The organism is Streptomyces sp. NPDC101132, assembly GCF_044759225.1.
Taxonomy (GTDB): domain Bacteria; phylum Actinomycetota; class Actinomycetes; order Streptomycetales; family Streptomycetaceae; genus Streptomyces.
The window spans coordinates 479,573-505,629 of record NZ_JBIVYX010000004.1 but is presented as its reverse complement, the minus strand read 5'-3'; the positions used below and the strand labels follow the sequence as shown (position 1 = coordinate 505,629).

General features: G+C 72.2%; 26 protein-coding genes and 1 riboswitch. Of the genes, 13 read left to right on the top strand and 13 right to left on the bottom strand.

Going from position 1 to position 26,057, the window contains the following annotated elements:
• Nucleotides 1-66 precede the first annotated feature (66 nt).
• Together ACIQUR_RS12705 and hisN are read right to left on the bottom strand one after the other, a co-directional pair.
• Nucleotides 67-459, bottom strand: a complete 393-nt coding sequence (locus tag ACIQUR_RS12705) for a cyclic nucleotide-binding/CBS domain-containing protein (RefSeq protein ID WP_403662573.1) — start codon at nt 457-459, stop codon at nt 67-69.
• A gap of 159 nt (nt 460-618) precedes the next feature.
• Nucleotides 619-1,422, bottom strand: a complete 804-nt coding sequence (hisN, locus tag ACIQUR_RS12700) for a histidinol-phosphatase (RefSeq protein WP_403662570.1) — start codon at nt 1,420-1,422, stop codon at nt 619-621.
• Between the two features lie 142 nt (nt 1,423-1,564).
• On the opposite strand from hisN, the gene ACIQUR_RS12695 reads away from it, so the two are divergent.
• A complete protein-coding gene (locus ACIQUR_RS12695) occupies nt 1,565-2,227 on the top strand; it encodes a TetR/AcrR family transcriptional regulator (RefSeq protein WP_403662567.1) in 663 nt (220 codons plus the stop codon).
• On the opposite strand, the gene ACIQUR_RS12690 is transcribed toward ACIQUR_RS12695, so the two are convergent.
• The 4 genes from ACIQUR_RS12690 to ACIQUR_RS12675 form a co-directional block, all read right to left on the bottom strand.
• Complete coding sequence (locus ACIQUR_RS12690; RefSeq protein WP_403662564.1) at nt 2,193-2,516, bottom strand: DMT family transporter; 324 nt, start codon at nt 2,514-2,516, stop codon at nt 2,193-2,195. The genes ACIQUR_RS12695 and ACIQUR_RS12690 overlap by 35 nt on opposite strands.
• Nucleotides 2,517-2,643: 127 nt before the next feature.
• A complete protein-coding gene (gene rsgA / locus ACIQUR_RS12685) occupies nt 2,644-3,654 on the bottom strand; it encodes a ribosome small subunit-dependent GTPase A (protein ID WP_403662561.1) in 1,011 nt (336 codons plus the stop codon).
• Nucleotides 3,655-3,658: 4 nt separating this feature from the next.
• The gene (gene aroA, locus ACIQUR_RS12680; protein ID WP_403662558.1) at nt 3,659-4,999 is read right to left on the bottom strand and encodes a 3-phosphoshikimate 1-carboxyvinyltransferase; all 1,341 of its coding nucleotides are present in this window, start codon (nt 4,997-4,999) and stop codon (nt 3,659-3,661) included.
• A 67-nt stretch (nt 5,000-5,066) separates the two neighbouring features.
• Nucleotides 5,067-5,780 carry a M50 family metallopeptidase gene (locus ACIQUR_RS12675; RefSeq protein ID WP_403662555.1) on the bottom strand — a complete coding sequence of 238 codons (714 nt, stop codon included), beginning with the start codon at nt 5,778-5,780 and terminating at the stop codon, nt 5,067-5,069.
• Nucleotides 5,781-5,858: 78 nt separating this feature from the next.
• Here ACIQUR_RS12675 and ACIQUR_RS12670 point away from each other — a divergent pair, with 78 nt between their 5' ends.
• The 8 genes from ACIQUR_RS12670 to def all read left to right on the top strand — a co-directional run bounded on the left by ACIQUR_RS12670 (nt 5,859) and on the right by def (nt 13,500).
• Nucleotides 5,859-6,674, top strand: coding sequence for an SOS response-associated peptidase (locus tag ACIQUR_RS12670; RefSeq protein ID WP_403662552.1), 816 nt, complete (start codon nt 5,859-5,861; stop codon nt 6,672-6,674).
• Between the two features lie 16 nt (nt 6,675-6,690).
• Nucleotides 6,691-7,350, top strand: coding sequence for an alpha/beta family hydrolase (locus ACIQUR_RS12665; protein ID WP_403662549.1), 660 nt, complete (start codon nt 6,691-6,693; stop codon nt 7,348-7,350).
• 383 nt (nt 7,351-7,733) lie between these two features.
• Nucleotides 7,734-8,378: a sigma-70 family RNA polymerase sigma factor gene (locus ACIQUR_RS12660; protein ID WP_399945234.1), complete on the top strand. Its 645-nt coding sequence runs from the start codon at nt 7,734-7,736 to the stop codon at nt 8,376-8,378.
• Nucleotides 8,375-8,692 (top strand): mycothiol system anti-sigma-R factor, encoded by a 318-nt coding sequence (gene rsrA / locus ACIQUR_RS12655; protein WP_399945236.1) that lies wholly within the window; start codon nt 8,375-8,377, stop codon nt 8,690-8,692. The genes ACIQUR_RS12660 and rsrA overlap by 4 nt, the downstream gene beginning before the upstream one ends.
• Before the next feature lie 210 nt (nt 8,693-8,902).
• A complete protein-coding gene (locus ACIQUR_RS12650; protein ID WP_403662545.1) occupies nt 8,903-10,321 on the top strand; it encodes an HD-GYP domain-containing protein in 1,419 nt (472 codons plus the stop codon).
• Nucleotides 10,318-11,637: an HD-GYP domain-containing protein gene (locus ACIQUR_RS12645; RefSeq protein ID WP_403662542.1), complete on the top strand. Its 1,320-nt coding sequence runs from the start codon at nt 10,318-10,320 to the stop codon at nt 11,635-11,637. The genes ACIQUR_RS12650 and ACIQUR_RS12645 overlap by 4 nt, the downstream gene beginning before the upstream one ends.
• 118 nt (nt 11,638-11,755) lie before the next feature.
• Nucleotides 11,756-12,751 carry a tetratricopeptide repeat protein gene (locus ACIQUR_RS12640; protein WP_403662539.1) on the top strand — a complete coding sequence of 332 codons (996 nt, stop codon included), beginning with the start codon at nt 11,756-11,758 and terminating at the stop codon, nt 12,749-12,751.
• 110 nt (nt 12,752-12,861) lie between these two features.
• Nucleotides 12,862-13,500, top strand: a complete 639-nt coding sequence (gene def / locus ACIQUR_RS12635) for a peptide deformylase (RefSeq protein ID WP_403662536.1) — start codon at nt 12,862-12,864, stop codon at nt 13,498-13,500.
• A 16-nt stretch (nt 13,501-13,516) separates the two neighbouring features.
• On the opposite strand, the gene ACIQUR_RS12630 is transcribed toward def, so the two are convergent.
• Nucleotides 13,517-14,500, bottom strand: a complete 984-nt coding sequence (locus ACIQUR_RS12630; protein ID WP_403662533.1) for a helix-turn-helix domain-containing protein — start codon at nt 14,498-14,500, stop codon at nt 13,517-13,519.
• 81 nt (nt 14,501-14,581) lie between these two features.
• On the opposite strand from ACIQUR_RS12630, the gene ACIQUR_RS12625 reads away from it, so the two are divergent.
• On the top strand, nt 14,582-14,785 hold the full coding sequence (locus ACIQUR_RS12625) for a hypothetical protein (protein WP_403662530.1): 204 nt from the start codon (nt 14,582-14,584) through the stop codon (nt 14,783-14,785).
• On the opposite strand, the gene ACIQUR_RS12620 is transcribed toward ACIQUR_RS12625, so the two are convergent.
• The 6 genes from ACIQUR_RS12620 to ACIQUR_RS12595 form a co-directional block, all read right to left on the bottom strand.
• Nucleotides 14,737-15,693, bottom strand: coding sequence for a ribonucleotide-diphosphate reductase subunit beta (locus ACIQUR_RS12620; protein ID WP_399945567.1), 957 nt, complete (start codon nt 15,691-15,693; stop codon nt 14,737-14,739). The two genes, ACIQUR_RS12625 and ACIQUR_RS12620, sit on opposite strands and share 49 nt — an antisense overlap.
• Nucleotides 15,694-15,749: 56 nt before the next feature.
• Nucleotides 15,750-18,140 carry a ribonucleoside-diphosphate reductase subunit alpha gene (locus tag ACIQUR_RS12615; protein ID WP_403662527.1) on the bottom strand — a complete coding sequence of 797 codons (2,391 nt, stop codon included), beginning with the start codon at nt 18,138-18,140 and terminating at the stop codon, nt 15,750-15,752.
• A 165-nt stretch (nt 18,141-18,305) separates the two neighbouring features.
• A riboswitch (cobalamin riboswitch) is annotated at nt 18,306-18,382 on the bottom strand.
• Nucleotides 18,383-18,540: 158 nt separating this feature from the next.
• Nucleotides 18,541-19,038 carry a GNAT family N-acetyltransferase gene (locus tag ACIQUR_RS12610; RefSeq protein ID WP_403662524.1) on the bottom strand — a complete coding sequence of 166 codons (498 nt, stop codon included), beginning with the start codon at nt 19,036-19,038 and terminating at the stop codon, nt 18,541-18,543.
• Between the two features lie 92 nt (nt 19,039-19,130).
• On the bottom strand, nt 19,131-19,325 hold the full coding sequence (locus tag ACIQUR_RS12605; RefSeq protein WP_403662521.1) for a YbdD/YjiX family protein: 195 nt from the start codon (nt 19,323-19,325) through the stop codon (nt 19,131-19,133).
• Nucleotides 19,322-21,544 (bottom strand): carbon starvation CstA family protein, encoded by a 2,223-nt coding sequence (locus ACIQUR_RS12600; RefSeq protein ID WP_403662518.1) that lies wholly within the window; start codon nt 21,542-21,544, stop codon nt 19,322-19,324. The genes ACIQUR_RS12605 and ACIQUR_RS12600 overlap by 4 nt, the downstream gene beginning before the upstream one ends.
• Nucleotides 21,545-21,771: 227 nt before the next feature.
• Entirely contained in the window at nt 21,772-22,545 is a 774-nt protein-coding gene (locus ACIQUR_RS12595; protein WP_403662515.1) for a GntR family transcriptional regulator, read from the bottom strand.
• A 288-nt stretch (nt 22,546-22,833) separates the two neighbouring features.
• Between ACIQUR_RS12595 and ACIQUR_RS12590 the strand changes: the two genes are divergently transcribed.
• The 3 genes from ACIQUR_RS12590 (at nt 22,834) to ACIQUR_RS12580 (ending at nt 26,054) form a co-directional block, all read left to right on the top strand.
• On the top strand, nt 22,834-24,120 hold the full coding sequence (locus ACIQUR_RS12590; protein WP_399945271.1) for an extracellular solute-binding protein: 1,287 nt from the start codon (nt 22,834-22,836) through the stop codon (nt 24,118-24,120).
• A gap of 78 nt (nt 24,121-24,198) precedes the next feature.
• A complete protein-coding gene (locus ACIQUR_RS12585; protein ID WP_399945274.1) occupies nt 24,199-25,194 on the top strand; it encodes a carbohydrate ABC transporter permease in 996 nt (331 codons plus the stop codon).
• A complete protein-coding gene (locus ACIQUR_RS12580; RefSeq protein WP_403662510.1) occupies nt 25,191-26,054 on the top strand; it encodes a carbohydrate ABC transporter permease in 864 nt (287 codons plus the stop codon). The genes ACIQUR_RS12585 and ACIQUR_RS12580 overlap by 4 nt, the downstream gene beginning before the upstream one ends.
• Nucleotides 26,055-26,057: the final 3 nt, after the last annotated feature.

Here is a 26,057-nt window from a genome sequence, read left to right as displayed (position 1 = left end):
GCCGCTCGCCGGAGCGAACGGCGGGCCGGCACCCCCGGGGGTGCCGGCCCGCCGCCGTGCTCATCCCTACGCGGGGACCGTACGCCGGGCCGGGACCCAGCAGCGGATGATGTCGCGGACGGACACGATGCCCACCGCGCCGCCGTCCTCCAGGACGATCAGGTGCCGGAAACCCCCGTGCGCCATGGCCTCGGCGGCCTCCTGGAGCGTGGCGTCCGGGGTGCAGAAGACGACGTTGTTGGTGGTGTGGGCGGAGACGGTCTCGCGGTCGGGGTCGTGCCCCGCGCCCACGGAGTTGAGGATGTCGCGCTCGGTCAGGATGCCGATGCCGCTGGTCTCGGGGTCGAGGACGACGGCCGCCCCGACCCTGCGGCCGGACATCAGGCAGGCCGCCTGCCTGAGGGTGTGGGCGGGGCCGAGGGTCAGGATCAGTGTGCTCATGGCGTCGCGGACGAGCATGAAGAGAGCCACCTCCTAGGGTGAGACCCCCGCTCGGGCGGAGCGCCGGATCGGCCGTTGCTAGAGAACGGATTCACAAGCGCACAAGCGGAGGATTCTCAGATTCCCACGGCGGCCCTGGGCCATCAAGGGGGCACGCTCGGTGAGCGGGAGCGGCCGTCAGTCGCGGGGGCGCAGGTGCCGGAGCATCTCGTCGTGCAGCAGGCCGTTCGACGCGGCGGCGTTGCCGCCGTCCACCCCGTCCACGCCGTCGATGCTGGTGAACCTGCCGCCCGCCTCCTGGACGACCACCGCGACGGCGGCCATGTCCCACAGGTTCAGCTCCGGCTCGGCGCACAGGTCCAGCGAGCCCTCGGCCACCATCATGTACGGCCAGAAGTCGCCGTAGCCGCGGGTCCGCCAGCAGGCCCGGGTCAGGTCGAGGAAGCCCGGCAGCCGGCCCTGCTCCTCCCAGCCGGTGAGCGAGGAGTAGGCGAAGGACGCGTCGCCCAGCGAAGCCACCTTGGAGACCCCGATCGGGCCCTCCGCCGCCAGGCTCCCGCCGCCGAACGCGCCCGCGCCCTCGGCGGCCCACCAGCGGCGGCCCAGCGCCGGGGCGGAGACCACGCCGACCACCGGCCGGAACCGGCCGTTCTCGTCCGCCGCCATCAGGGAGATCAGGGTCGCCCAGACCGGCACCCCGCGGACGTAGTTCTTCGTGCCGTCGATGGGGTCGACGACCCAGCGCCGGGGACCGTCGCCCACCAGCCCGTACTCCTCGCCGAGGATCGCGTCCGAGGGCCGCGCCTCCTCGATCAGCCGGCGCACCGCGGCCTCCGTGGCCGTGTCCGCCTCGCTCACCGGAGTCATGTCCGGCTTGGTCTCCACCTTCAGGTCCAGAGCCTTGAAGCGGGCCATCGTGACCTCGTCGGCGGCGTCCGCCAGGGCATGGGCAAGGCGCAGATCATCGTCATACTCGGGCATGGCCGAACAGTATCGGCCCGGAAGGGGGCCGACCACACGGCCCCGCGCTCACCCCCGCGGCACTCCTTGACAGCGTCACCGGGCCCGTCAACGCTGGCGAGGACGTGAGGTTCCCGGCCGTGCCGGGGAGGGAGGCGCGGGGATGCCGACAGCGCGGGAAGCCCTGCTGGAAGCCGCACGGGCGGCGCTCACGGCCCGGCCCTGGCCGGTCGTGCGGATGGTGGACGTGGCGGCTGCCGCGGGAGTGTCGCGGCAGACCCTCTACAACGAGTTCGGCGGCAAGGACGGCCTCGCCCGGGCCCTGCTCCGGCGCGAGACCGACTGGTACCTCGACGGGGTGGACCGGGCCCTGGTCTCCCACGCGGCCGGCCGCGAACGCCTGCTGGCCGTGGCCGAGTGGACCGTACGCGCCGCCCGCGCCCACCCCCTCGTACGGGCCCTGCTCACCGGCTGCTGGGACGACCGGCTCCCGGTGCCGCGCCCCGGGCCCGCGCGCGCCCCCTCCGCGGTGCCGGCGCAGCGGCGGGCCGACGCCGGAGTGCCCGGACCGGCCGAACTGGCCCGGGCGGTACGGGACCGGGCCGCCGCCGCGCTGGAACCGGAGGAGGGCACCGTACGCCGCTGCGAGCTGGCCGTACGCGTGGCCCTGTCCTGTGTGATCGCGCCGCCGGAGGAACCCGGCGAGGCGGCCCTGCGCGAACTCCTCGGCATCGCCGAACGGCCCGGCGAGCCCCGGGCCGCCGAGTTCAGGCCGGGCCCGCCCGGCGGGTTCAGTGCGCGGAGCCGGAGAGCTGGAGGCCGATGACCCCGACGATCACCAGCGTGATCGAGACGATCTTGAGGGTGGAGACCAGGTCCCCCAGGAAGACCATTCCGTAGATGGCGGTGCCGGCCGCCCCGATGCCCGTCCACACCGCGTACGCCGGGCCCACGTCCAGCTTCCTCAGGGCCAGCGTCAGCAGTCCGAAGCTGCCCAGCGCGAAGCACGCGAAGGCGATCGTCGGCCACAGGCGGGTGAAGCCGTGCGAGAGCTTGAGGCAGACCGCGAAACCGGTTTCCAGGATCCCCGCGACCACGACCAGCAGCCACGCCATGATGCATGCCTCCCCGCATTCGGTGACCGCTTCGCGTCACTTGGTGCGATTATGCATTTACCAGACCCCCCGCCCGGCAAACGTCGGCCTGCCACGCGACGGGCCCGCGGCCCGGCGGATCCTGGGGTCAGTCGCCCTCGCGCCGCTCCCGCGTGGCCAGCAGCCGCCGCAGCGAGTACAGCCGCGCCGGGTCCGCGTGCCCCTCGGCCACCCACTCGTCCAGCGCGCAGTCCTGCTCGTCGTGGCTGCACGCGCGCGGACAGCCCTCCGTGCCCTCCACCAGGTCGGGGAAGGCCAGGATCACGCGCGACGGGTCCACGTGGTGGAGGCCGAAGGACCGGACGCCGGGCGTGTCGATGACCCAGCCGTCGCCCGAGGGCAGCGGCAGCGCCAGCGCGGAGGTGGTGGTGTGCCGGCCGCGGCCGGTCACCGCGTTCACGTGGCCGGTCGCGCGCCGCCGGTCCTCCGTCACCAGCGAGTTGACCAGCGTGGTCTTGCCGACGCCCGAGTGGCCGACGAAGGCCGTGATCCGGCCGGTCAGGTGCTCCCGCACCCGGTCCGCCGCGTCCCCGTTGTGCAGCTCGTCGCGGTTGACCACCACGTGTGCCAGGCCCAGCGTCGCGTAGGTCTCCAGGATCTTGTCCGCGGGCGCCAGGTCCGACTTGGTCAGCACCAGCAGCGGCTCCAGGCCCGCGTCGTACGCAGCCACCAGACAGCGGTCGATCAGCCGGGGCCGCGGCTCCGGGTCCGCCAGCGCCGTCACGATCGCCAGCTGGTCGGCGTTGGCGACCACCACCCGCTCGAACGGGTCGTCGTCGTCCGCGGTGCGCCGCAGCACCGACTTGCGCGTCTCGATGCGCACGATCCGCGCCAGGGTGTCCTTCTTGCCGGACAGGTCACCGACGAGCCCCACCCGGTCGCCCACCACCGCGGCCTTCCGGCCCAGTTCACGGGCCTTCATCGCGGTGACGGTGCGGTCCTCCACCAGACAGGTCAGCCTGCCCCGGTCGACGGTGAGGACGAAGCCCTCGGACGCGTCCTCGTGCTTGGGCCGGATGTTCGTCCGGGGCCGGTTGCCCTTCGGGTTGGGGCGGGCCCGGATGTCGTCCTCGTCGGTGTGCTTGCCGTACCGGCGCATCGCGTCAGGCTCCCGAACCCTTGAGCATGCCCGTCCACATGGCCGGGAAGTCGGGGAGGGTCTTGGCGGTCGTCGCCACGTTCTCGATCTCCACGCCCTCGACGGCCAGGCCGATGATCGCGCCCGCGGTGGCCATCCGGTGGTCGTCGTACGTGTGGAAGATCCCGCCGTGCAGGCGCCGCGGGCGGATGTGCAGGCCGTCGGCCGTCTCCGTGACGTCGCCGCCCAGCTCGTTGATCTCCTTGGTCAGCGCCGCCAGCCGGTCCGTCTCGTGCAGCCGCAGGTGCGCCACGCCCCGCAGGGTCGACGGGGAGTCCGCCAGGGCCGCCACCGCCGCGATGCCGGGGGTCAGCTCGCCGACCTCGCCCAGGTCCACGTCGATGCCGTGGATCCGGCCCGAGCCGGTGAAGACCAGGCCTTCGTCGGTCAGCTCGCAGGAGCCGCCCATCTCCGTGAAGATGCGGCGCAGCTCGTCACCCGGCTGGGTGGTGCGGCGCGGCCAGTCGGGAATCGTCACCGTGCCGCCGGTGATCAGCGCGGCGGCCAGGAACGGCTGCGCGTTCGACAGGTCGGGCTCCACGACCAGGTCCCGGCCGAGCAGGGCACTGGGGGAGACCCGCCAGACGTTCTTCTCGCCGCCCGCCTCGGGGGTGTCGACCTGGGCGCCGGCCGCGCGCAGCATCTCCACCGTCATCCGGATGTGCGGCAGCGACGGCAGGGTCTCGCCCACGTGCCGCACCTCGACGCCCTGGTTGAAGCGGGGTGCGGAGAGCAGCAGCGCGGAGACGAACTGGGAGGAGGAGGAGGCGTCGATCTCGACCGTGCCGCCGTCCAGGGCCCCGCCGCCGTGCACCGTCAGCGGGAGGGCGCCGCGGCCCTCGTCGTCGATCCGTGCGCCCAGCGTGCGGAGCGCGGAGATGACCTGGCCGAGCGGGCGCTCGTACGAACGGGGGTCGCCGTCGAAGCGGACGGGGCCGTCGGCGAGGGCCGCGACCGGCGGGAGGAAGCGCATGACCGTACCCGCGTTGCCCACGTCCACCGTCGCCGGGCCGTGCAGTCCGGCCGGGATGACCCGCCAGGCCTCGCCGCTCTCGCCGGCCCCCGCGGAACTGGAGGACACGGTCTCCTCGATGCCCACGCCCATGGCGCGCAGCGCGTCGGACATCAGCTGGGAGTCACGGGAGCGCAGTGGGCGGCGCACCCAGCCCGGCTCGGAGGCCAGCGCGGCCAGCACCAGGGCGCGGTTGGTGACCGATTTGGACCCCGGCACGGTCACGGTGGCACGGACGGGCCCGTCCGCGAGCGGGGCGGGCCAGAGGGCGGGGAGCGCGGGGGTCTGGGTCATGCCCCTCACTTTAGTTGCTCGGCCAGGCGCCCCCCTGCCCGGAAGCGGGTCGTCTCACGCCCTGAACTCACAGGCCGAGCAGCCAGCGCCCGCCTCCGATCAGCGAGCAGAGGGAAACGGCGTGGAAGAAGAGCAGCCACACCACCGGGTGCACGTGGGTGAGCCGGCCCAGCTGGTCGGCGTCCGAGTCGGGCGCGCCCCCGTGCCGCCGCTGGGCGCCCAGCTCGAAGACCGGCCGCACCCCGCCGAGCAGCAGGAACCACACCACCCCGTACGCGAACAGCGCCTGGACGTCGGTCGGCGCGAGCCAGGACACCAGCAGGAACGCGCCGCCGGTCAGGACCACCGTCAGCACCCCGTACGCGTTCCTGATCATCACCAGCACCGCGGCCAGCAGGGCCGTCGCCGCCCACAGCAGCAGCGTGATCCGGTGCCCGGACAGCAGCCAGGCGCCACCGAGGCCCAGCAGCGGAGGAGCGGTGTACCCGGCGGCGGCCGTGAGGATCATGCCGGGACCGGTCGGGCGGCCGCGGCTGACGGTCAGGCCGCTGGTGTCCGAGTGCAGCCGGATGCCGTCCAGCCGGCGCCGGGTGAGCACGGCGAGCAGGCCGTGGCCGCCCTCGTGCGCGATGGTGATCGCGTTGCGCGACAGGCGCCACACGGGCCGCGGCACCACGACGGCCAGGGCGGCCAGGGCCGTGGCCACGACCAGCCACGTGTCGGGTGCGGGCTGGAGCCCGGTGAGCCGGTCCCAGAGGCTGCCTATCGCGTTGCTGTCCATCTGGTGGCTGACTCCTTCGAAGGGGCTGGGGGTACCTCCCGGCGTTGGCCGGGGGAGGGACATGGCAGTGTGGCAGGCATGTGCGGACGCTATGCAGCAAGTCGCGGGGCGGAGGACCTGGTCGAGGCCTTCGGGATCGAGAAGTGGGAGCCCACGGAAGCCCTGGAGCCCGACTACAACGTGGCGCCCACCAAGCAGGTGTACGTCGTCCTCGACCGCCCCCTGAAGGACGCGCAGGACCCGCGCCCGGTTCGCCAGCTCCGCGCGCTCAGGTGGGGACTGGTCCCCTCCTGGGCCAAGAACCCCGACGGCGCCGCCCGGATGATCAACGCACGGGCCGAGTCGCTGCACGAGAAGCCCTCCTTCCGGCGCCCCTTCGCCCAGCGCCGCTGCATCGTCCCGGCCGACGGCTACTACGAGTGGGTCACCGGCGCGGACGAGCGGCAGCTGGAGGTCGAGGGGAAGCGCAAGCGCCCGCGCAAGCAGCCGTACTTCGTGCTGCCGGCCGACGGGTCGGTCTTCGCGATGGCCGGGATATACGAGTTCTGGCGCGACCGCACCGTGCCCGACGACCATCCGTCGGCCTGGTGGGTCACCTGCTCGGTGATCACCACCGAGGCGGAGACCGCGCCGCTGGGCGTCGCCCCGGCCGACGGCCCGGCCTCCCTGGCCGAGATACACCCGCGGATGCCCCTGATGCTCACCCCGGACCGGTGGGACGCCTGGCTCGACCCCCGGCAGACCGACCTGGACCGGCTGCGCGGCCTGCTGGCCCCGCCCCCCGAGGGCCTGATGCGGGCCTACCCGGTCGCCACGGCCGTGAGCAACGTCCGCAACAACGGCCCCGAACTGCTGCACGAGCTGGCCGCGCCTGAGCTGGGCACCCTCTGGTGACGGGCAGGATGGCCCCGTGACGCCCTCCGCACCCCGCACCGCGCCCCGTACCGAGACCGTCGACACCCCCGCGGGCGAGGCCAGGATCACCTGGCACCCCGCCCGCGCCGCCCGCCTCGTCCTGGCCCTCGGCCACGGCGCCGGGGGCGGCATCGAGGCCCGGGACCTCCAGGCCCTGGCCGCGGCCCTGCCCGCCCGCGGGATCACCGTGGCACTGGTCGAGCAGCCGTGGCGGGTGGCCGGCCGGAAGGTGGCCGCCGCGCCGAAGGTCCTCGACGAGGGCTGGCGGGCGCTCTGGCCCGCGCTCACCGCACCCGGCCCGCCCGTCGTCACGGGCGGCCGCAGCGCGGGCGCCCGGGTGGCCTGCCGCACCGGGGCCGAGCTGGGTGCGCACGCCGTGCTGGCGCTGGCCTTCCCGCTGCACCCGCCGGGCAGGCCGGAGAAGTCCCGGGCCGACGAGCTCACCGGCGCGGGCCTGCCCACCCTGGTGGTCCAGGGCGGCCGGGACCCCTTCGGGCGGCCGGAGGAGTTCCCGGAGGGCACGTACGAGCTGGTCGAGGTGCCCGCCGGCGACCACGGCTTCGCGGTGCCGAAGAAGGCCGAGGCGGGCCAGGAGGCGGCCCTGGAGCTGATCGCCGGCGCGGTCGGGGACTGGCTGGAGCGGCTGTCGCCCTGAGCCGGGTGCGTACGGCCGGTACGCCCTCCGGCCGCGGGCCCGGCGGGTTTTCCGGAAGGCCCCGCTCCATTCCCGGCCGGCGTGTGGTGACCGACACCTGACAAACCGGGGGGCCCGGGGGAATGTGCCGAAGGAACCCTCTGTTGTGCCAGACGTCGGCACGTACACGAAGCTCGCCAGAGGAGAGGGACCGCATGGGTTCGACCATCTGCCCGGACCGCCCGCAGGCCGCTGACCTGGGGGCATCCTCCAGCGATGGCTGGGCTCGCACGGTACTGCCGACGCCCAGGCAGGCCCCTGTCCGGGCGGCGGACGGCCGGGAGGGTCGACTATTCTCCGATTCGAGCGGGTCCGCGTACGGTCCCGCCACGGCGTTGGAGGAGGTGGGTCCTGTCACTGGCACCGACGACGGCCATGTGGAGGAGACGGCCGCCGAGCGCAATGCGCGCTTCGAGCGGGACGCCCTCGGTTACCTCGACCAGATGTACTCGGCCGCGCTGCGCATGACGCGCAATCCGGCCGACGCGGAGGACCTCGTACAGGAGACGTACGCGAAGGCGTACGCGTCCTTCCACCAGTTCCGCGAGGGCACCAACCTCAAGGCGTGGCTGTACCGCATCCTGACCAACACCTTCATCAACTCCTACCGCAAGAAGCAGCGCGAGCCGCAGCGCAGCGCGGCGGAGGAGATCGAGGACTGGCAGCTGGCCCGCGCCGAGTCGCACATGTCGACCGGTCTGCGCTCCGCCGAATCGCAGGCACTCGACCACCTGCCCGATTCGGACGTGAAGGAAGCCCTCCAGGCCATTCCGGAGGAGTTCCGCATCGCCGTCTATCTCGCCGACGTAGAGGGCTTTGCGTACAAGGAGATCGCGGACATCATGGGTACACCCATCGGTACGGTCATGTCGCGACTGCACCGTGGCCGCCGCCAACTCCGCGGAATGCTTGAGGACTACGCCCGTGACCGCGGGCTGGTCCCGGCCGGCGCGGGAGAGTCGAACGATCGGAAAGGCTCGGGCTCATGAGCTGCGGAGAGCCGCACGAGACGGACTGCTCTGAGGTCCTGGACCACCTCTACGAGTTCCTCGACCACGAGATGCCGGACAGCGACTGCACGAAGTTCGAAACGCACTTCGGCGAATGCTCGCCCTGCCTGGAGAAGTACGGCCTCGAACAGGCCGTGAAGAAGCTGGTGAAGCGCTGCTGCGGATCGGACGACGTCCCCAGCGACCTGCGCTCCAAGGTGATGGGCCGGATCGAGCTGATCCGCTCCGGCCAGGTCGTTCCCGACCAGGACATCACCGCGGGACCCGCCGCCGCGGGACCCGCCACGACCTGAACGCCCACGCGGGTCCCACCCGGGCGCTCACTCCGACGGACGCTTCCGGAACGTAACGTCGTTCACCCGAAGGTGCTAATCCGGGGGCACCCGGACGGCGCAATGTGAAAATGCGGCCCGGCACGTGGTCGGGCCCCATATTCTCCCCATTCGGTACCGCCGATTCGATTCGGTACCGGGCTTGCCCAGGCACACGGGGAGGAGAGCGCCATGCGGGCACTTCCGCCGGGGGCGCGTGTCTATATCCTGTGCGCCGTTCTCGGCGCTTTCGGCTGTGCCGGCCCCGCGCTGTTCGATGCCGGCACCCCCTGGCCGACCGTCGGCCTGCTCGCCTCGCTCTACCTCGCGGTGGAACTGGTGCGGGTCTGCCCGTTCCTCGGGAGCCGGGTGCCGGAGGGCATGGGGGCCTTCTTCCCCGTCGTCCTGGCCGCCGTCTTCCTCCTGCCGCCCGCCGCCGCGGCCCTCGTCGCCGCGCCGGGGGCCTTCGCCGGGAAGGTCGAGCAGCGGCCCGCGACGGTCCGCCGGGTCTGGCACGCCGCCCAGCAGGCGGTCGCCGCCTGGGCCGCCGGACACGCGTACGGACTCCTGCGCGGGCCCGCGGCCCTCGGCGGGGCGGCTCCGCTGCGCGTCCCGGACTTCCCGTACCTGCTCCTGCCGGCCGCGGCCGCCGCCGCTGCCTTCTGCCTCGTGCTCACCGCCCTGGACGGCGGGGTCCTGGCCCTCGCCGAGCGCCGGCCCGCCCGCACCGCCTGGCACGGCCTGCTGCCGCGCTCCCTCGCCCCGTTCTGCGTACACGGCCTCGCCGGGCTCATGATGGCCGTCCTCTGGCACAGCCCCTACGGGGCGCCCGCGGCGCTGCTCGTCCTGCTGCCGATGTACATCTCCTGCTGGGTCTTCGCCCAGTACCACCGCGAGCGCGCCGCCCACCAGGCCACCATCCGCGCCCTCGTCCAGGCCGTCGACATCAAGGACCGCTACACGCGGGGACACAGCGAGCGGGTCGGCCAGGCCTCCGCGATGATCGCCCGCGAGCTGGGCATGCCCGAGGACCGGCTGGAGGTGGTGCGCTTCGCCGGCATCCTGCACGACGTCGGCAAGCTCGGCGTCCCCACCCGGCTGCTGCGCAAGGACGGCCCCCTGACGCCCGAGGAGCGCCGCGTCATCGAACTCCACCCCGAGTACGGGCACGAGATGGTGCGCGGGATCGGCTTCCTCGGCGAGGCCCGCGCCGCGATCCTGCACCACCACGAGCGGGTGGACGGCTCCGGCTACCCCTACGGGCTGACCGGGGAACAGATCCCCGTGCTGGCCCGCGTGGTGGCCGTGGCCGACGCCTTCGACGCGATGACCTCCACCCGCTCCTACAGCAGGGCCCGGCCGGTGGAGACCGCGCTCGCCGAACTGCTGCGCTGCGCGGGCGCCCAGTTCGACCCCGCGATGGTGGGCGCCCTGCTGCGGGCCGTCGAGCGGGAGGGCTGGCACCCTTCGGTCACCTCCGACGAGGACACCGTGGCGGTGGCCGCCCCGCGCGGGAACGTGCCGCTGCCCCGCCCCGGCGGGCCCCCGGTGCCGCCCGCGGCCCGCGGGGCCGGGCGGGGCGCCGGGCGCCCCGGGGGAGGGGGCCGGTGAGGGCCGCGGGCGCGCGTACGGTCCGGTCCCGCGGCGCCACCGTGGCCCTGGTGCGGGGCGCGGCCGGCGCGCTGACCGTGGCCGGGCTCGGCTGGACGCTCTGGCACGGCGTCGTGCAACCGGGTACGGCCCTCGCCTTCGGCGTCCTGATCACCATCGGCGAGCTGGCCCGCCGCGACTCCGCGGAGGGCGCCGGGCACGCCCCGGCCGGCGGCCGCCAGCCCGCGCCGCTCGGCTCCGCGGGGGCCCTCGCGTACGCCCTGCTCGGCCAGAACGCCGGGCAGCCCACCCACCACGGGGTGCTCCAGATCGTGGCCGTGGTCGTGGCCGCCGCGCTGGTCGGGGTGGTCCCGCACGTGGCCCTCGGCCGTGGGCCCGCCCTGGACCACGTGGCCCGCCGGGTGCTGACCGTCACCTTCGCCGCCGTCTGCTTCCAGCCCCTCTACAACTCCGGCCGGCTGGGGGACCTGCTCGGCCAGGGCCCGCTGCTCGCGGTGTACCTCGTCCTGCTGCTCGGGCTGACCGCCCTGTGCGACGCGGTGCTGGCCGCCGCGCTGGCCGGGGCGCGCACCGGATGGCCGTACGGGCCCCTGCTCCGCGACGAGCTGCGCGCCCTGCTGGGCATCGGCTCGGCGATCTGCGCCAGTGGTGTGGTGATGGCCCTCGGCGTGGGGGTGGCGGGGCTGTGGGCGCTGCCGGTGTTCAGCGTGCCGCTGCTGCTCACCCAGCTGTCCTTCCGGCGGATCTCGGCGATCCGCACGACGTACCGCCAGACCATCACCTCCCTGGCCCGCGCCACCGAGATCGCCGGCTACACGAGGCCGGGCCACTCCCGCCGGGTCGCCGCCCTCAGCTGCGCCGTCGGCCGCGAACTGGGTCTGTCGGAGCGCGAGCTGACGGTGCTGGAGTACGCGGCGCTGATGCACGACATCGGCCAGCTCTCCCTGGTCGACCCGGTCCCGAGCGGCGCCACCGCCGTGCTGCCCGCCGTCGAGCGGGAGCGGATCGCCCGGCTCGGCGGCGAGGTCGCCCGCCAGACCGGGGTGCCCGCGGAGGTGGCCGTCGTCGTGGAGCGGCAGGCCGAGCCGTACCGCGAGCAGCCGGTCGCGGCCAGGATCGTCCGGGCGGTCAACGCGTACGACGACCTCGTGGGCCCCGGCCGTCACCCGGCCGGCTCGCTGGCCGCCCTGGAGCACCTCAGGCTGGGCACCGCCCACGACTACCAGCCCGAGGTCGTCGAGTGCCTGGCACGGGTGCTGCAGCGCGGCGGGGGCCCGTCCGGGAGGGCCGGAGTCAGTGCCTCCCCACACGGGTAACCCATGGGTAATGAGCGGCCGTCCGAGTGGGCATGGTTGGATGCGAAGTAAGAGAGTCCGCAAGGCTGCACCGTAGGTCCCCCAGCTAGCACTGGGGGTGCCCCCATAGGCGGGAATTGTGAGGATCTTCGGGAAGGTACGGCATCGGCCCTCCGCCTCGTGGCGGCAGGCGACCGACCGCGCGTTCACGCTGATCGGCGACGGCCGGTACGACGACGCCGGGGCGCTGCTGACGCGTGCCGCGGACCTCGAGCCCTGGCTCTCCGAGTCCTGGTTCAACCTGGCCCTGCTGCACAAGTTCCGGCACGACTGGGAACAGGCCAGGGCGGCCGGGCTGCGGGCCGTGGCCCTGCTCGACCGCGAGACGGGCGCCCCCGACTGGTGGAACGTGGGGATCGCGGCCACCGCGCTCCAGGACTGGCCGCTGGCCCGGCGCGCCTGGCAGGCGTACGGACTGAAGGTGCCCGGCGACCCCCGCGGCGGGGCGTCCACGGGCGAGCCCGTGGGCATGGAGCTGGGCAGCGCGGCGGTGCGCCTGTCGCCCGAGGGCGAGGCGGAGGTCGTGTGGGGCCGGAGGCTCGATCCGGCCCGGATGGAGGTCCTCTCGATCCCGCTGCCGTCCTCCGGGCGCCGCTGGGGCGAGGTGGTCCTGCACGACGGCGTCCCGCACGGCGAGCGCGTGACGGCCGCCGGGCCCTCGTACCCGGTCTTCGACGAGATCGAGCTCTGGGCGCCCTCGCCGGTGCCCACCTGGGTGGTGCTGCTGGAGGCGGCCACCGAGGCGGACCGCGACGCCCTGGAGCAGTTGGCCTCGGACGCCGGATTCGCCGCGGAGGACTGGTCCTCGTCGGTGCGGCTGCTGTGCCGGACGTGTTCGGAGAGCGCCATGCCCAGCGGCGAGGGCGACGGCGAGCACGTGGACCCGCACGACCACAGCGAACCGGGCCATCCCGGCCCCCTGGGGCACCGTACGGCCGGTTCCGGGTCCCTGTGGGTGCCGGAGCGCGAATGCGGCATCGCGGCCCCGGCGGGGCTGGTGCGCGGCCTCCTGGACGGCTGGGTGGCCGACAGCCCGGACACCCGGGAGTGGCGTGACCTCGAAGAGGTCTGCTGACCCCGCAGGGCCCCGCCCCGGAGGGGTCCCCGGCAGGTGCCCCGGCGCGGGCGCCTGCCCGTAGGCTGTACGGGTACAGACGGTGACTTGAGGGAAGGCGTACGGCGGACATGGCCCAGCAGGAGACGGAGCAGCAGGTCGGCGAGGTCAACGACGGATACGTCGTGGACACCGAGGACTGCGAGGCGCGCGAGCTCGCCCACCGCGAGCGCGGCACCGCCCGCCCGATCACCGTGGTCGGCAACCCCGTCCTGCACCGCGAGTGCAAGGACGTCACCGAGTTCGACGACGAGCTCGCCTCGCTGATCGACGACATGTTCGCCAGCCAGAAGGCCGCCGAGGGCGTGGGCCTGGCCGCCAACCAGATCGGCGTGGACCTGAAGGTCTTCGTGTACGACTGCCCGGACGACGAGGGCGTGCGGCACACCGGTGTCGTGGTCAACCCCAAGCTGGTCGAGCTGCCGGCCTCGCAGCGGGTCCTGGACGACTCGAACGAGGGCTGCCTCTCCGTCCCCACCGCGTACGCCTCGCTGGCCCGCCCGGACTACGCCGAGGTGACCGGCCAGGACGCCCAGGGCAACCCGATCAAGGTCCGCGGCACCGGCTACTTCGCCCGCTGCCTCCAGCACGAGACGGACCACCTGTACGGCTACCTCTACATCGACCGGCTCTCGAAGCGCGACCGCAAGGACGCCCTGCGCCAGATGGAAGAGGGCACGCCGCGCTACGAGACGGTCCCGAACGCGTAGTCGCCGCCTCGCGGTCTCAGGCGGCCCGCGGGCCGCGGAAGGTCCTGCGGAAGGCGTTGGGCGTGGTGCCCAGCGCCCGCAGGAAGTGGTGCCGCAGCGCCGCCGCGCTGCCGAAGCCGCAGCGGCCGGCGATCGCGTCGACCGTGTCGTCCGTCGACTCCAGCAACTCCTGCGCCAGCAGCACCCGCTGGCGCAGGACCCACTGGTACGGCGTGGTGCCGGTCTCCTGGAGGAAGCGCCGGGCGAAGGTGCGCGGGGACATGTGCGCGCGCTCGGCGAGCTGCTCGACGGTGATCTCCCCGTCGAGGTTCCGGACCATCCAGTCGAGGGTGTCCCCGACCACGTCGCACGCGGTGCGGGGCAGCGGCCGCCGGATGTACTGGGCCTGTCCGCCGTCCCGGTGCGGCGGTACGACCATGCGCCGCGCGATGGTGTTGGCGACCTCCGCCCCGTGGGCCTGCCGCACCAGGTGCAGGCAGGCGTCGATGCCCGAGGCCGTGCCGGCCGCCGTGACGACCGGGCCCTCGTCGACGTAGAGCACGTCCGGGTCCACCCGGGCCAGCGGGTACTTCTCCCGCAGCGCGGCGGCGTGCATCCAGTGCGTGGTGCACCGGCGCCCGTCGAGCAGCCCGGCCGCCCCCAGGACGAACGCCCCGCTGCACACGCTGAGTACGCGTGCTCCCCGGTCCACGGCGGCGCGCAGCGCGTCCAGCAGGGGCTCGGGGTAGTCCCGGGCGGGAGCCCGCCGGTCGGCGGGCAGGCAGATCAGGTCGGCCTCGGCGAGCCGCTCGGTCCCGTACCGGGTGGCGATCGTGAACAGCTGGTCGCCGCCCACCACCTGGGGCTCCTCGACCCCGCAGACCGCGAAGTCGTAGACGGGCAGCCCCATCTCGCCGCGGTCGATCCCGAAGACCTCGCAGAAGATGCCGAGTTCGAAGGGGGCGACCCCGTCGACCAGGGCGACGGCGACGTTCTTGAGTGCGGGAGCGGCCTTCAGCATGCGCCCAGTGTGGCAGTAATTCGATGTCTTACGACAGTCCTGCCACTGTCCGGATCTTCGCGGGCGCCGGAGAGTGGTCCCATGACCACGTTCCTGAACCACCTCACGGTCCTGTCCGTCCTCACCCTCCTGTCGGCTCCGGCCCTGTACGGCCTCCACCGCGAACGCCGGACCGACCGGCAGCTGCGCGGGGCAGCCGCCGGCCGGTCCGGCGCGGAAGGGGTCCGGGTGCGGACTCAGAAGTCCTCGTCCAGGTCGACCGTGCCCTCCACGGCGACCTGGTAGGCCGACGGGCGGCGCTCGAAGAAGTTGGTCAGCTCCTGGACGCCCTGGAGCTCCATGAAGGAGAAGGGGTTCTCGGAGCCGTAGACCGGGGCGAAGCCCAGGCGGACCAGACGCTGGTCGGCCACGCACTGGAGGTACTCGCGCATGGACTCGGTGTTCATGCCGGGCAGGCCGTCGCCGCACAGGTCGCGGCCGAACTGCAGCTCGGCCTCGACGGCCTCCTTGAGCATGTCGGTGACCTGCTGCCGGAGCGCGTCGTCGAAGAGCTCGGGCTCCTCCTTGCGGACCGTGTCCACGACCTCGAACGCGAAGTTCATGTGCATGGTCTCGTCGCGGAAGACCCAGTTCGTGCCCGTGGCCAGGCCGTGCAGGAGGCCGCGCGAGCGGAACCAGTACACGTACGCGAAGGCGCCGTAGAAGAACAGGCCCTCGATGCAGGCCGCGAAGCAGATCAGGTTCAGCAGGAAGCGGCGGCGGTCGGCGGCCGTCTCCAGCTGGTCGATCTTCTCGACGGAGTCCATCCACTTGAAGCAGAACTGCGCCTTCTCGCGGATCGAGGGGATGTTCTCGACCGCCGCGAAGGCCGCCGCGCGGTCCTCCGGGTCGGGCAGGTAGGTGTCCAGCAGCGTCAGGTAGAACTGGACGTGCACGGCCTCCTCGAAGAGCTGGCGCGACAGGTACAGGCGCGCCTCCGGGGAGTTGATGTGCTTGTACAGCGTCAGGACCAGGTTGTTCGCCACGATCGAGTCGCCGGTCGCGAAGAACGCCACCAGGCGGCCGATCATGTGCTGCTCGGCCGGGCTGAGCTTGGCCAGGTCCGCCACGTCGGAGTGGAGGTCGACCTCCTCCACCGTCCAGGTGTTCTTGATCGCGTCCCGGTAGCGCTCGTAGAAGTCCGGGTAGCGCATCGGGCGGAGGGTCAGCTCGAAGCCCGGGTCGAGCAGGTTCTGGGATCGGGTGGTGCTCACTGGCAGGCCTCGCAGGACTCGGGGTTCTCAAGGGAGCAGGCCAGCGCGTCGGCGTCGACGGCCTGCGGGAGGGGAGTGGCGGCAGCGGGGACGGCCGTGCCGGAGGCCGCGCGGGCGATCTTCGTCGCCGGGCGCGAGCGCAGGTAGTACGTGGTCTTCAGGCCCTGCTTCCAGGCGTACGCGTACATCGAGCTGAGCTTGCCGATGGTGGGCGTCTCCAGGAACAGGTTCAGCGACTGGCTCTGGTCGAGGAACGGCGTACGGGCCGCCGCCATGTCGATCAGGCCGCGCTGCGGGATCTCCCAGGCGGTCCGGTAGAGCTCGCGCACCTCGGCCGGGATCCAGTTGAAGCCCTGCACCGAGCCGGAGGCGTCGCGCAGCGCCTCGCGGGTCTGCGCGTCCCACACGCCGAGCTTCTTCAGCTCCTCCACCAGGTAGCCGTTGACCTGGAGGAACTCGCCGCTGAGGGTCTCGCGCTTGAAGAGGTTGGAGACCTGGGGCTCGATGCACTCGTAGACGCCGGCGATGGACGCGATGGTCGCGGTCGGGGCGATGGCCAGGAGCAGCGAGTTGCGCATGCCGGTCTTCGCCACGCGGGCGCGCAGCGCGTCCCAGCGCTCCGGCCAGTGCAGCTCGACGCCGTAGTGGTCGGGGTGCAGCACGCCCTGGGCGGTCCGGGTCTCGGCCCAGGCCGGCAGCGGGCCGCTGCGCTCGGCCAGGTCGCAGGAGGCCTCGTACGCGGCGAGCATGATCCGCTCGGCGATCTTCGTGGAGAGCGCCTTGGCCTCGGGGGAGTCGAACGGCAGCCGCAGCTTGAAGAAGACGTCCTGGAGGCCCATCGCGCCCAGGCCGACCGGGCGCCACTTGGAGTTGGAGCGGCCGGCCTGCTCGGTCGGGTAGAAGTTGATGTCCACGACCCGGTCGAGGAAGGTCACCGCGGTGCGGACGGTGTCGTCCAGGCGGGCCCAGTCGATGTCCTGGATCTCCGGGTGGACGAAGGCGCCGAGGTTGACCGAGCCCAGGTTGCAGACCGCGGTCTCGTCGTCGTTGGTGACCTCGATGATCTCGGTGCAGAGGTTCGAGGAGTGCACGACGCGGCCCGGCAGGGCGGTCTGGTTCGCGGTCCGGTTGGAGGCGTCCTTGAAGGTCATCCAGCCGTTGCCGGTCTGCGCGAGGGTGCGCATCATCCGGCCGTACAGGTCCCGGGCGGGCATGGTCTTGCGGGCCAGGCCCGCGGCCTCGGCCTTGCGGTAGGCGGCGTCGAACTCGTCGCCGTACAGGTCGACCAGCTCGGGGACGTCGGCGGGGGAGAACAGCGACCACTCGGCGTCGGCGTTCACGCGGCGCATGAACTCGTCCGGGATCCAGTGGGCCAGGTTGAGGTTGTGGGTGCGGCGGGCGTCCTCGCCGGTGTTGTCGCGGAGCTCCAGGAACTCCTCGATGTCCGCGTGCCAGGTCTCCAGGTAGACGGCGGCGGCGCCCTTGCGGCGGCCGCCCTGGTTCACCGCGGCGACGGAGGCGTCGAGGGTCTTCAGGAACGGGACGATGCCGTTGGAGTGCCCGTTGGTGCCGCGGATCAGCGAACCGCGGGCGCGGATGCGGGAGTACGAGAGGCCGATGCCGCCCGCGTGCTTCGACAGGCGCGCCACCTGGTGGTAGCGGCCGTAGATCGAGTCCAGCTCGTCCAGCGGGGAGTCCAGCAGGTAGCAGGAGGACATCTGCGGGTGGCGGGTGCCGGAGTTGAAGAGCGTCGGCGAGGACGGGAGGTAGTCCAGGCGGCTCATCAGGCGGTACAGCGAGGCGACTTCCTCGACCGCCTCGATGCTGTCGTCCGCGGCGAGGCCGCACGCCACGCGCAGCATGAAGTGCTGGGGGGTCTCGACCACCTGGCGGGTGATCGGGTGGCGCAGCAGGTAGCGGCTGTGCAGGGTGCGCAGGCCGAAGAAGCCGAAGCGGTCGTCGGCGCCCTCGGCGGTGGCGGCCTCGACGAGGGAGTCGAGGCGGGCCGCGTGCAGGCGGACGAACTCGGCGGTGCGGTCGGCGATCAGGCCCTCGCGGTGGCCCACGGCGACGGAGGCGGAGAAGGAGGTCGCGCCCTGGCCGGTGGCCTCGTCGGCGATGGCGAGGGTCAGGAGCCGGGCGGCGAGCCGGGAGTAGGCCGGGTCCTCGGAGATGAGCCCCGCGGCCGCCTCGGTGGCGAGCCCCCGCAGTTCGGCCTCGTCCGCGTCGGCGCTCCGGCCGCGGAGCGCGGCGGCGGCGACCCGGCCGGGGTCCGTGTCGGGGAGGTCGGCGGTGAGGTCGGTGAGGGTGCGCAGCAGCGCGGTGCCGGGGCCTTCGGCCTCGGACGGGTCGGACTCGGCGCGCGGTGCGGCAGGCGCGATGGTCACGATGGGGGGCTCTCCCTCGCTCGGCTCCCGGCCTGCGTGGCGGGGCGTGCGGGGGCGCATGCGGGCGTGGCAGGTACGCGTGCTCCGCATGGCGTCCACCGGCCCAACCGCGAGGCCCGGACGTGGTCGGCGCCCGGTTCGGTCGACCCGGGCGCGCCGTCGGCAGGTCTTCGGACTGGGAGTGCGCGTATGCGTGCACTTCATACCGTTGCGGGACAGTTCCGGATTCGCACCGGATTCCCCTGCGGCGACAGCGAGGATGAGCATACATGTGGGGGCGGTGGTCTGTGTGACCCCCTAGATGTTGTGTCGCCCGCGACGGGGAGTCCCGGCGTCGTGCCTCTCCGCTATCGCCGGAGAGGCACCGTCGAGAAGGCGGGCGGGGGTGACCGGCGGGGCCTTAGAGGTCCAGCCCGTACGTCAGCAGCTCCAGCCGCGGGACCGGCGACCAGTCGCGCTCCGGGGTGCGGGTGAAGCCCAGGCGTTCGTACAGGCGCTGGGCGCCCCGCATCGCCGGCTGGGTGGACATCACGATGCGGGTGACGCCCTCGGTGGCGCGGGCGCGGTCGATGCAGGCGCGTACGAGGGCCTCGCCGGCACCGCGGCCGCGGGCCTCGCGGGCGACGGCCAGCATCCGGAACTCCGCCTCGCCCCCGGTGGCGATGTCGGCCAGTTCGCTGCCCGGGGGCGCGTAGGCGACGCCGCCCAGCAGCCGGTCGTCCGCGACGGCGACCAGGATCTCGCCGTGGGCGGCCCGGCGGGCCACGTCCCGCAGGGTGTTCGCGTAGTCGTCCGTCTCGTTCTGGTCGAGCAGGCCGTCCTTCAGGTAGGCCTGGGCGGTGATCTCGCCCAGTTCCGCGTACTCGTCCGGCCGGGCTTCCCTGATCACGATGTCCATGGCGTCCAGTGTGCAGCAGCCGTACGGCGGAGGGCCGCCCCCGCGTGGTGCGGTGACGGCCCTCCGGCGGCACCCCGGGCCCGGGGTACGGCTCAGCAGCAGCGGAAGCCCTCGCGCGGGTCGCCCTCGCGGGCGTCCGTGCGGGCCCGCTCGAACTCGCGGCGGGTCGGGACGGGGGCGTCCGGGTCGTGGCCGCGGGCGTGGGCGACGTACCGTTCGTACGCGGCCTCGCCGGTGAACTCGCGGACGTAGAAACGGATCCGGCCCAGCAGGCCTGCCGCGGTCATGAGGAGACCGGCTCCTTCACGCGGCCGCCGCCCGTGTCGAGACCCGCGGCGGCGAGCTCCGCCTTCTCCTCGGCCGTGGCGATCAGGCCGGCCGGGGCGATGATCTTCGACTCGACGTACGGCGTCTCGTGCAGCACCACCGACTCCGGCTTGCGGACGGCCTTCAGGCACACCCACAGCGCGTCGAACAGCACCACCAGGATCAGGATCGCGAACAGCGCGCACAGCACGCCGTCGACCGTGGAGTTGGTGACCACCGTGTGCATGTCGTCCATGGACTTGGCGGGCGGCAGCACCTTGTCCGCGTCGATGCCGGCGAGGTACTTGTCGCGCTGGGCGAAGAAGCCGACCCGCGGGTCCTCGGAGAAGACCTTCTGGTAGCTCGCGGTGAGCGTCACGGCCGCGTCCCAGGCCAGCGGGACGCCCGTCACCCAGGCCCACTTCAGGCGGCCGGACTTCACCAGCAGCGTGGTGCAGACGGCCAGGGCGACGGCGGCCAGCAGCTGGTTGGCGATGCCGAAGAGCGGGAAGAGCTGGTTGATGCCGCCCAGCGGGTCGTTCACGCCGACCCACAGGAAGTAGCCCCAGGCGCCGCAGACGAGCGCGCTCGCGATCCAGACGCCGGGCTTCCAGCTGACCTGTCGGAACGGCTTGTAGACGTTGCCGAGGGTGTCCTGGAGCATGAACCGGCCCACGCGGGTGCCCGCGTCCAGGGTGGTGAGGATGAACAGCGCCTCGAACATGATCGCGAAGTGGTACCAGAAGGCCTTCATCCCGGCGCCGCCGATCACGGCCGAGAAGATCTCGGACATGCCCAGGGCGAAGGTCGGCGCGCCACCCGTGCGCGAGAGCAGGGTGGCCTCCTCCACGTCCTTGGCGGCCTGCGCGAGCGCCTCGGGGGAGATGGTGAAGCCCAGGCCCGCGATGGCCTCCGAGGCGGACTGCACGGTGGTGCCGACCACGCCCGCGGGGGAGTTGACCGCGAAGAAGAGGCCGGGCTCGATGATGCAGGCCGCGATCATGGCCATCACGGCCACGAAGGACTCGGTCAGCATCGCGCCGTAGCCGATCATCCGGACCTGGGTCTCCTTCTGGACCATCTTCGGGGTGGTGCCCGAGGAGACCAGGGAGTGGAAGCCGGAGAGGGCGCCGCACGCGATGGTGATGAAGACGAACGGGAACATCGACCCGGCGAAGACCGGCCCGTCGCCGCGCGACGCGAACGACGTGACCGCGTCCATCTTCAGCGTCGGCATCGCGATGACCACGCCCAGCGCCAGCAGCGCGATGGTGCCGACCTTCATGAAGGTGGACAGGTAGTCGCGCGGGGCGAGCAGCAGCCAGACCGGCAGTACCGAGGCCAGGAAGCCGTACCCGACCATCCAGAGCACCAGCGTGGTCGGCTTCAGGGTGAAGAACTCGGCCCAGGAGGACTCGGCGACCCAGCCGCCGGCAACGAGCGCGAGCAGCAGCAGGGCGACGCCGATGAGGGAGACCTCGGTGACCCGGCCCGGCCGCAGCACGCGCAGGTAGACGCCCATGAAGAGGGCGATCGGGATGGTCATGCCGATGGAGAAGACGCCCCACGGGGAGTGCGAGAGCGCGTTGACGATGACCAGCGCCAGCACGGCCAGCAGGATGATCATGATGGCGAAGACCGCGATCAGGGCGGCGGCGCCGCCCACCGGGCCGATCTCCTCGCGCGCCATCTGGCCGAGCGAGCGGCCGTCGCGGCGGGTGGAGAAGAAGAGGGTCACCATGTCCTGCACGGCGCCGGCGAAGATCACGCCGACGACGATCCAGATGGTGCCGGGCAGGTAGCCCATCTGGGCCGCCAGCACCGGGCCGACCAGCGGGCCGGCGCCCGCGACGGCGGCGAAGTGGTGGCCGAAGAGCACCCGGCGGTCCGTCGGGTGGAAGTCGACACCGTTGTCAAGGCGTTCGGCGGGGGTGGCCCGCGTCTTGTCGACGCCGAGTACGCGGTGGGCGATGAAGCGGGAGTAGAAGCGGTACCCGATGGCGTACGAGCCCAGGGCCGCGGCGAGCATCCACGCGGCCGAGACCTCCTCGCCCCGGGAGAGCGCGAGCACGGTCCAGCCCGCCGCGCCGACCAGCGCCACCAGCGTCCAGACGGCGACGGACTTCGGCGTCAGACGGCCGGACGGACCCGGCCGCGGAGACGGAGAAGGCGAGCCCGCCGTACCGGCCGAGCCCGCCATGTCCCCTTGTGTACCTGTTGATTCCGGTTCCGGCATGACCCTCGTCCCCTCGTGATCATCTACGCAATCGCAGGGAATCTACGGGGAGCGGACCGCCGGGCGTAAGACCCCGTCCGCAATCCGGTACGGGGTCCCCGGTGTCCGGGCAGGTCAGCCGACCCGGGTCCGGCCGACCCGGGTCCGCCCGACCCGGTCCGGCCGGCCCGCGCATCGGGCCGACCCGGGCGTCAGGCCGAGGGGGGCGCCGGCCGCTTGAGCCGTGCGACGAACTTGTACCGGTCGCCGCGGTAGACGGACCGCACCCACTCCACCGGCTCGCCGTCCGCGTCGAGGGAGTGCCGGGACAGCATCAGCATGGGCAGGCCGACGTCGGTGCCGAGCAGGCCGGCCTCGCGCGGGGTGGCCAGGGAGGTCTCGATCGTCTCCTCGGCCTCCGCGAGGTGGACGTCGTACACCTCCGCGAGGGCGGTGTAGAGCGACGTGTACTTGACGAGCGAGCGGCGCAGGGCCGGGAAGCGCTTGGCCGAGAGGTGCGTGGTCTCGATGGCCATGGGCTCGCCGCTGGCCAGCCGCAGGCGCTCGATGCGCAGGACGCGGCCGCCGGGTGCGATCTTGAGCAGCCCGGCGAGGGTGTCGTCCGCGGTCACGTAGCCGATGTCGAGCAGCTGGGACGTCGGCTCCAGGCCCTGGGCGCGCATGTCCTCGGTGTAGGAGGTCAGTTGCAGTGCCTGGGAGACCTTGGGCTTGGCGACGAAGGTGCCCTTGCCCTGGATCCGCTCCAGGCGGCCCTCGACCACGAGCTCCTGGAGGGCCTGCCGGACGGTGGTCCGGGAGGTGTCGAATTCGGCCGCGAGGGTCCGCTCCGGGGGCACCGGGGTACCCGGGGGGAGCGTTTCGGTCATATCGAGCAAATGCCGCTTGAGTCGGTAGTACTTGGGCACGCGGGCGGTACGTGTGGCCGCCCCGCCCTCGGGCTCGGTAAGCGCCCCTTCGGTGGCCATCGCCGCCGTCCTTCCCGACTCCAGTTTCACAGCCGTCACCGGCTCCTCCGTCTCTTGCGGTCACATCGTGACACGGGCCGGAGCACGGACGTCGCCCCTCCCTGAGGTGTCGGTCCGGTAACGGACTGGCACCTCGTTTATTAGACCCTTGACACCCCCAAAGGTCTAGGCCAAGCTCCAGGCTACTGGTCTAAACCAATATGGATCAGATCCCGGCCCCACGGCAGTACTTGGCGTATTTCACGTACGGCGGGCAGGGGGAGTGCAGGCATCCCTGAGGAGGGTGGCGTGAAGCGCAAGCTCATCGCGGCGGTTGGTGTCGCGGGCATGGTGATCGGTCTCGCGGCGTGCGGTGGCACCGATGGCAAGAAGGAGGGCGGCGACAAGGCCTCCGGCGCCAAGGAGCTGACCGTCTGGCTGACCGTCGACGCGCAGAACAACTGGCCGGACCTGGTCAAGGCCGCCGACGACGCGATCATCGCGAAGCACCCGGGCCTGAAGGTCAAGCACGAGTACTACGGCTGGCCGGACAAGAACGCCAAGCTCGACGCCGTGCTCGCCACGGACAAGGCCCCGGACGTTGTCGAGATGGGCAACTCCGAGATGATCGGCTACATGTCGACCGGTGCCTTCGCCGAGGTCGACCCGTCCAAGTTCGACAACTCCGCGCAGTGGCTCGACGCCCTGAAGGAGTCCGTCACCTACGACGGCAAGACCTACGGCGTCCCCTACTACGCCGGTGGCCGCGTCGGGACCTGGCGCAAGGACGTCGCCGCCGAGGCGGGCGTCAAGGCCGCCCCGAAGACCTGGGCCGAGCTGACCGCCGCGCTCGACGCCATCCAGAAGAAGAAGGGCGCGAAGTTCAGCGCCTGGTACCAGCCCTCGCCCGACTGGTACGCGGCCATGTCCTTCGTCTACGACGCGGGCGGCGCCATCGCCAAGAACGAGGGCGGCCAGTGGAAGTCCTCCCTGTCCTCCCCCGAGTCGCTCAAGGGTCTCAAGCAGTACAAGGAGATCCTCGACAAGTACATGCACGCCGACAAGACCAAGGACGAGGCCGACCGCCCGGTCGTCTTCGGCCAGGGCAACTCCGCCGCGATCTTCGCCGCGGCGTGGGAGGGCGGCACCGCGGCCACGCCGGAGAACGACAAGGTCGGCAAGCTCGCCGACAAGCTCGAGAACTTCGTGATGCCCGGCCCGAACGGCAAGAACCTCCCGGTCTTCCTCGGCGGCTCCGACCTGGCGATCCCGTCCAAGTCCGACGCCCAGGACATCGCGGCCGAGTGGATCAACGCCTTCACCGGCGCCAAGGGCCAGGCCGGCCTCATCGCCAAGGGCAACCTGCCGAACAACAAGACGGACCTCGGCCCGCTGAAGGCCGACCCGAAGACCCAGGTCGCCGCCACCGCGGCCGAGTCCTCCTGGTTCGTCCCCACCGCTCCGGGCTGGGGCCAGGTCGAGAAGGCCAAGGTCCTGCAGACCATGCTCCAGGAGATCGGCACCGGCAAGAAGTCGGTCGAGGACGCGGCCAAGGCCGCCGACGCCGCGATCGACAAGGTCATCAACACCAAGTGACCTGACCGGGCAGGGCCCCGCCGCTGAAGGCGGGGCCCTGCTGCCCGTACCAAGAGAGGGACCGCTGAGGAGCGCGCGATGAGTGCCGCACAGACCACCACCGCCGATCTGCCACCGGCGAAGGAAACGCCTTCGTCCAAAGCCGCGACCGGGAGTACGGGCACGCCGCGCAGAGGGGACCGCCGCGGGGGCTCCGTGACCCCCTGGCTGCTGCTGGCCCCCTGCCTGCTCGTCATCGTGCTGGTCATGGGATACCCGCTGCTGCGCCTGGTCTCCCTCTCCTTCCAGAGCTTCGGCAAGTCCGAACTGTGGGGCTTCAAGGACGCCGAGTGGGTCGGCTTCCAGAACTTCACCGCCATCCTCGGCGACGGGGAGTTCTGGGCCGTGGTCCTGCGGACCGTCCTCTTCGCCGGCGGCGCGGTCGTCCTCACCATGGTCCTCGGCATGCTGATCGCCCTGCTGCTCCAGCGGGTCTCCGGCTGGGTCAAGGCCCTCATCAGCATCGCCCTGGTGGCGAGCTGGGGCATGCCCATCATCGTGGCCACCGCCGTCTTCAAGTGGCTCTTCGACGCCGACTACGGCGTGCTCAACTACCTGCTGAGCAAGCTGCCGGGCGTCGAGATGATCGGCCACAACTGGTTCGCCAGCGGCCCCCAGGGCCTCGCGGTGATCATGCTCCTGGTGGTCTGGGGCGCGGTCCCGTTCGTGGTCATCACCCTCAGCGCGGGCCTCACCCAGGTGCCCAAGGAGCTGGAGGAGGCCGCGCGCCTCGACGGCGCCGGCGCGTGGGGCGTGTTCCGCCACGTCACCCTCCCGATCCTCAAGCCGATCATCGTCATGCTGACGACCCTCTCGGTGATCTGGGACATGGGTGTCTTCCCGCAGGTCTTCGTCATGCGCAACGGCAACCCCGAGGCCGAGTTCCAGCTGCTCACGACGTACTCGTACCAGAAGGCCTTCGTGGTCAACGACTACTCCGGCGGCTCCGCGATCGCCCTCGTGACCGTCCTGCTCCTGCTGGGCGTCGTCGCCGTCTACATGCGCCAGATGCTCAAGATCGGAGAGGTGGAGTGACCTCGACCGCCGCGACCCCGCGCCTCGCCCGCCGCAAGGGCTTCCGGAAGTCCAAGCTCGGCTGGAACCTCCTCGGCCTCCTGGTCTTCGTCACCGCCGGCTTCCCGGTCTACTGGATGCTCAACACGGCGTTCAAGCCGGCCAAGGACGCCATCGACCCGGACCCGCACTTCTTCCCCCACACCTGGACCCTGGACAACTTCCGGCGCGCGCTCGACATCGCCGACTTCTGGGGCCCGGTCGGGCGCTCCATGCTCGTCTCGTCCGTTGTGGTCGTCATCGGCATCCTGGTCGGCATGCTGGCCGCCCTCGCCATCTCCCGGTTCGCCTTCCGCGGCCGGAAGATCGTGATCGTCGGCATCCTCGCCGTCCAGATGGTCCCGCTGGTCGCGATGATCATCCCGGTCTTCCTGCTGCTGAACGACCTCGGTCAGTACGACAAGCTCACCGGCCTGATCATCACGTACCTGACCTTCATCCTCCCGTTCACGGTGTGGACCCTCCGCGGCTTCATCGTCAACATCCCCAAGGAGCTGGAGGAGGCCGCGATGGTCGACGGCTGCACGCCGACCGGCGCCTTCCTCCGCGTGGTCTTCCCGCTGCTCGCCCCCGGCATGGTGGCCACCTCCGTCTACGGCTTCATCCAGGCGTGGAACGAGTACCTGTACGCCCTGATGCTGATGAGCCAGCAGAACCAGACGGCCACCGTCTGGCTCGGCAACTTCACCACGAAGAACGGCACCGAGTTCGCCCCGATGATGGCCGGCTCCACCATGATGGCCGTGCCGATCGTCGTGCTGTTCCTCATCGTCCAGCGCAAGATGGCCGCGGGTCTCACCGCGGGCGCAGTGAAGGGATGACCC

Excerpts from the sequence above, each read along its gene's own strand:
- ACIQUR_RS12695 (WP_403662567.1), top strand. The coding sequence starts at position 1,565 with ATGCCGACAGCGCGGGAAGCCCTGCTGGAAGCCGCACGGGCGGCGCTC.
- ACIQUR_RS12690 (WP_403662564.1), bottom strand. The coding sequence starts at position 2,516 with ATGGCGTGGCTGCTGGTCGTGGTCGCGGGGATCCTGGAAACCGGTTTC.
- ACIQUR_RS12630 (WP_403662533.1), bottom strand. The coding sequence starts at position 14,500 with ATGCTGAAGGCCGCTCCCGCACTCAAGAACGTCGCCGTCGCCCTGGTC.
- ACIQUR_RS12620 (WP_399945567.1), bottom strand. The coding sequence starts at position 15,693 with ATGCGCTACCCGGACTTCTACGAGCGCTACCGGGACGCGATCAAGAAC.
- rsrA (WP_399945236.1), top strand. The coding sequence starts at position 8,375 with ATGAGCTGCGGAGAGCCGCACGAGACGGACTGCTCTGAGGTCCTGGAC.
- aroA (WP_403662558.1), bottom strand. The coding sequence starts at position 4,999 with ATGACCCAGACCCCCGCGCTCCCCGCCCTCTGGCCCGCCCCGCTCGCG.
- ACIQUR_RS12705 (WP_403662573.1), bottom strand. The coding sequence starts at position 459 with ATGCTCGTCCGCGACGCCATGAGCACACTGATCCTGACCCTCGGCCCC.
- ACIQUR_RS12605 (WP_403662521.1), bottom strand. The coding sequence starts at position 19,325 with ATGACCGCGGCAGGCCTGCTGGGCCGGATCCGTTTCTACGTCCGCGAG.
- ACIQUR_RS12650 (WP_403662545.1), top strand. The coding sequence starts at position 8,903 with ATGCGGGCACTTCCGCCGGGGGCGCGTGTCTATATCCTGTGCGCCGTT.
- ACIQUR_RS12670 (WP_403662552.1), top strand. The coding sequence starts at position 5,859 with ATGTGCGGACGCTATGCAGCAAGTCGCGGGGCGGAGGACCTGGTCGAG.
- ACIQUR_RS12625 (WP_403662530.1), top strand. The coding sequence starts at position 14,582 with ATGACCACGTTCCTGAACCACCTCACGGTCCTGTCCGTCCTCACCCTC.
- ACIQUR_RS12600 (WP_403662518.1), bottom strand. The coding sequence starts at position 21,544 with ATGGCGGGCTCGGCCGGTACGGCGGGCTCGCCTTCTCCGTCTCCGCGG.
- ACIQUR_RS12610 (WP_403662524.1), bottom strand. The coding sequence starts at position 19,038 with ATGGACATCGTGATCAGGGAAGCCCGGCCGGACGAGTACGCGGAACTG.
- ACIQUR_RS12675 (WP_403662555.1), bottom strand. The coding sequence starts at position 5,780 with ATGGACAGCAACGCGATAGGCAGCCTCTGGGACCGGCTCACCGGGCTC.
- def (WP_403662536.1), top strand. The coding sequence starts at position 12,862 with ATGGCCCAGCAGGAGACGGAGCAGCAGGTCGGCGAGGTCAACGACGGA.
- rsgA (WP_403662561.1), bottom strand. The coding sequence starts at position 3,654 with ATGCGCCGGTACGGCAAGCACACCGACGAGGACGACATCCGGGCCCGC.
- hisN (WP_403662570.1), bottom strand. The coding sequence starts at position 1,422 with ATGCCCGAGTATGACGATGATCTGCGCCTTGCCCATGCCCTGGCGGAC.
- ACIQUR_RS12595 (WP_403662515.1), bottom strand. The coding sequence starts at position 22,545 with ATGGCCACCGAAGGGGCGCTTACCGAGCCCGAGGGCGGGGCGGCCACA.
- ACIQUR_RS12585 (WP_399945274.1), top strand. The coding sequence starts at position 24,199 with ATGAGTGCCGCACAGACCACCACCGCCGATCTGCCACCGGCGAAGGAA.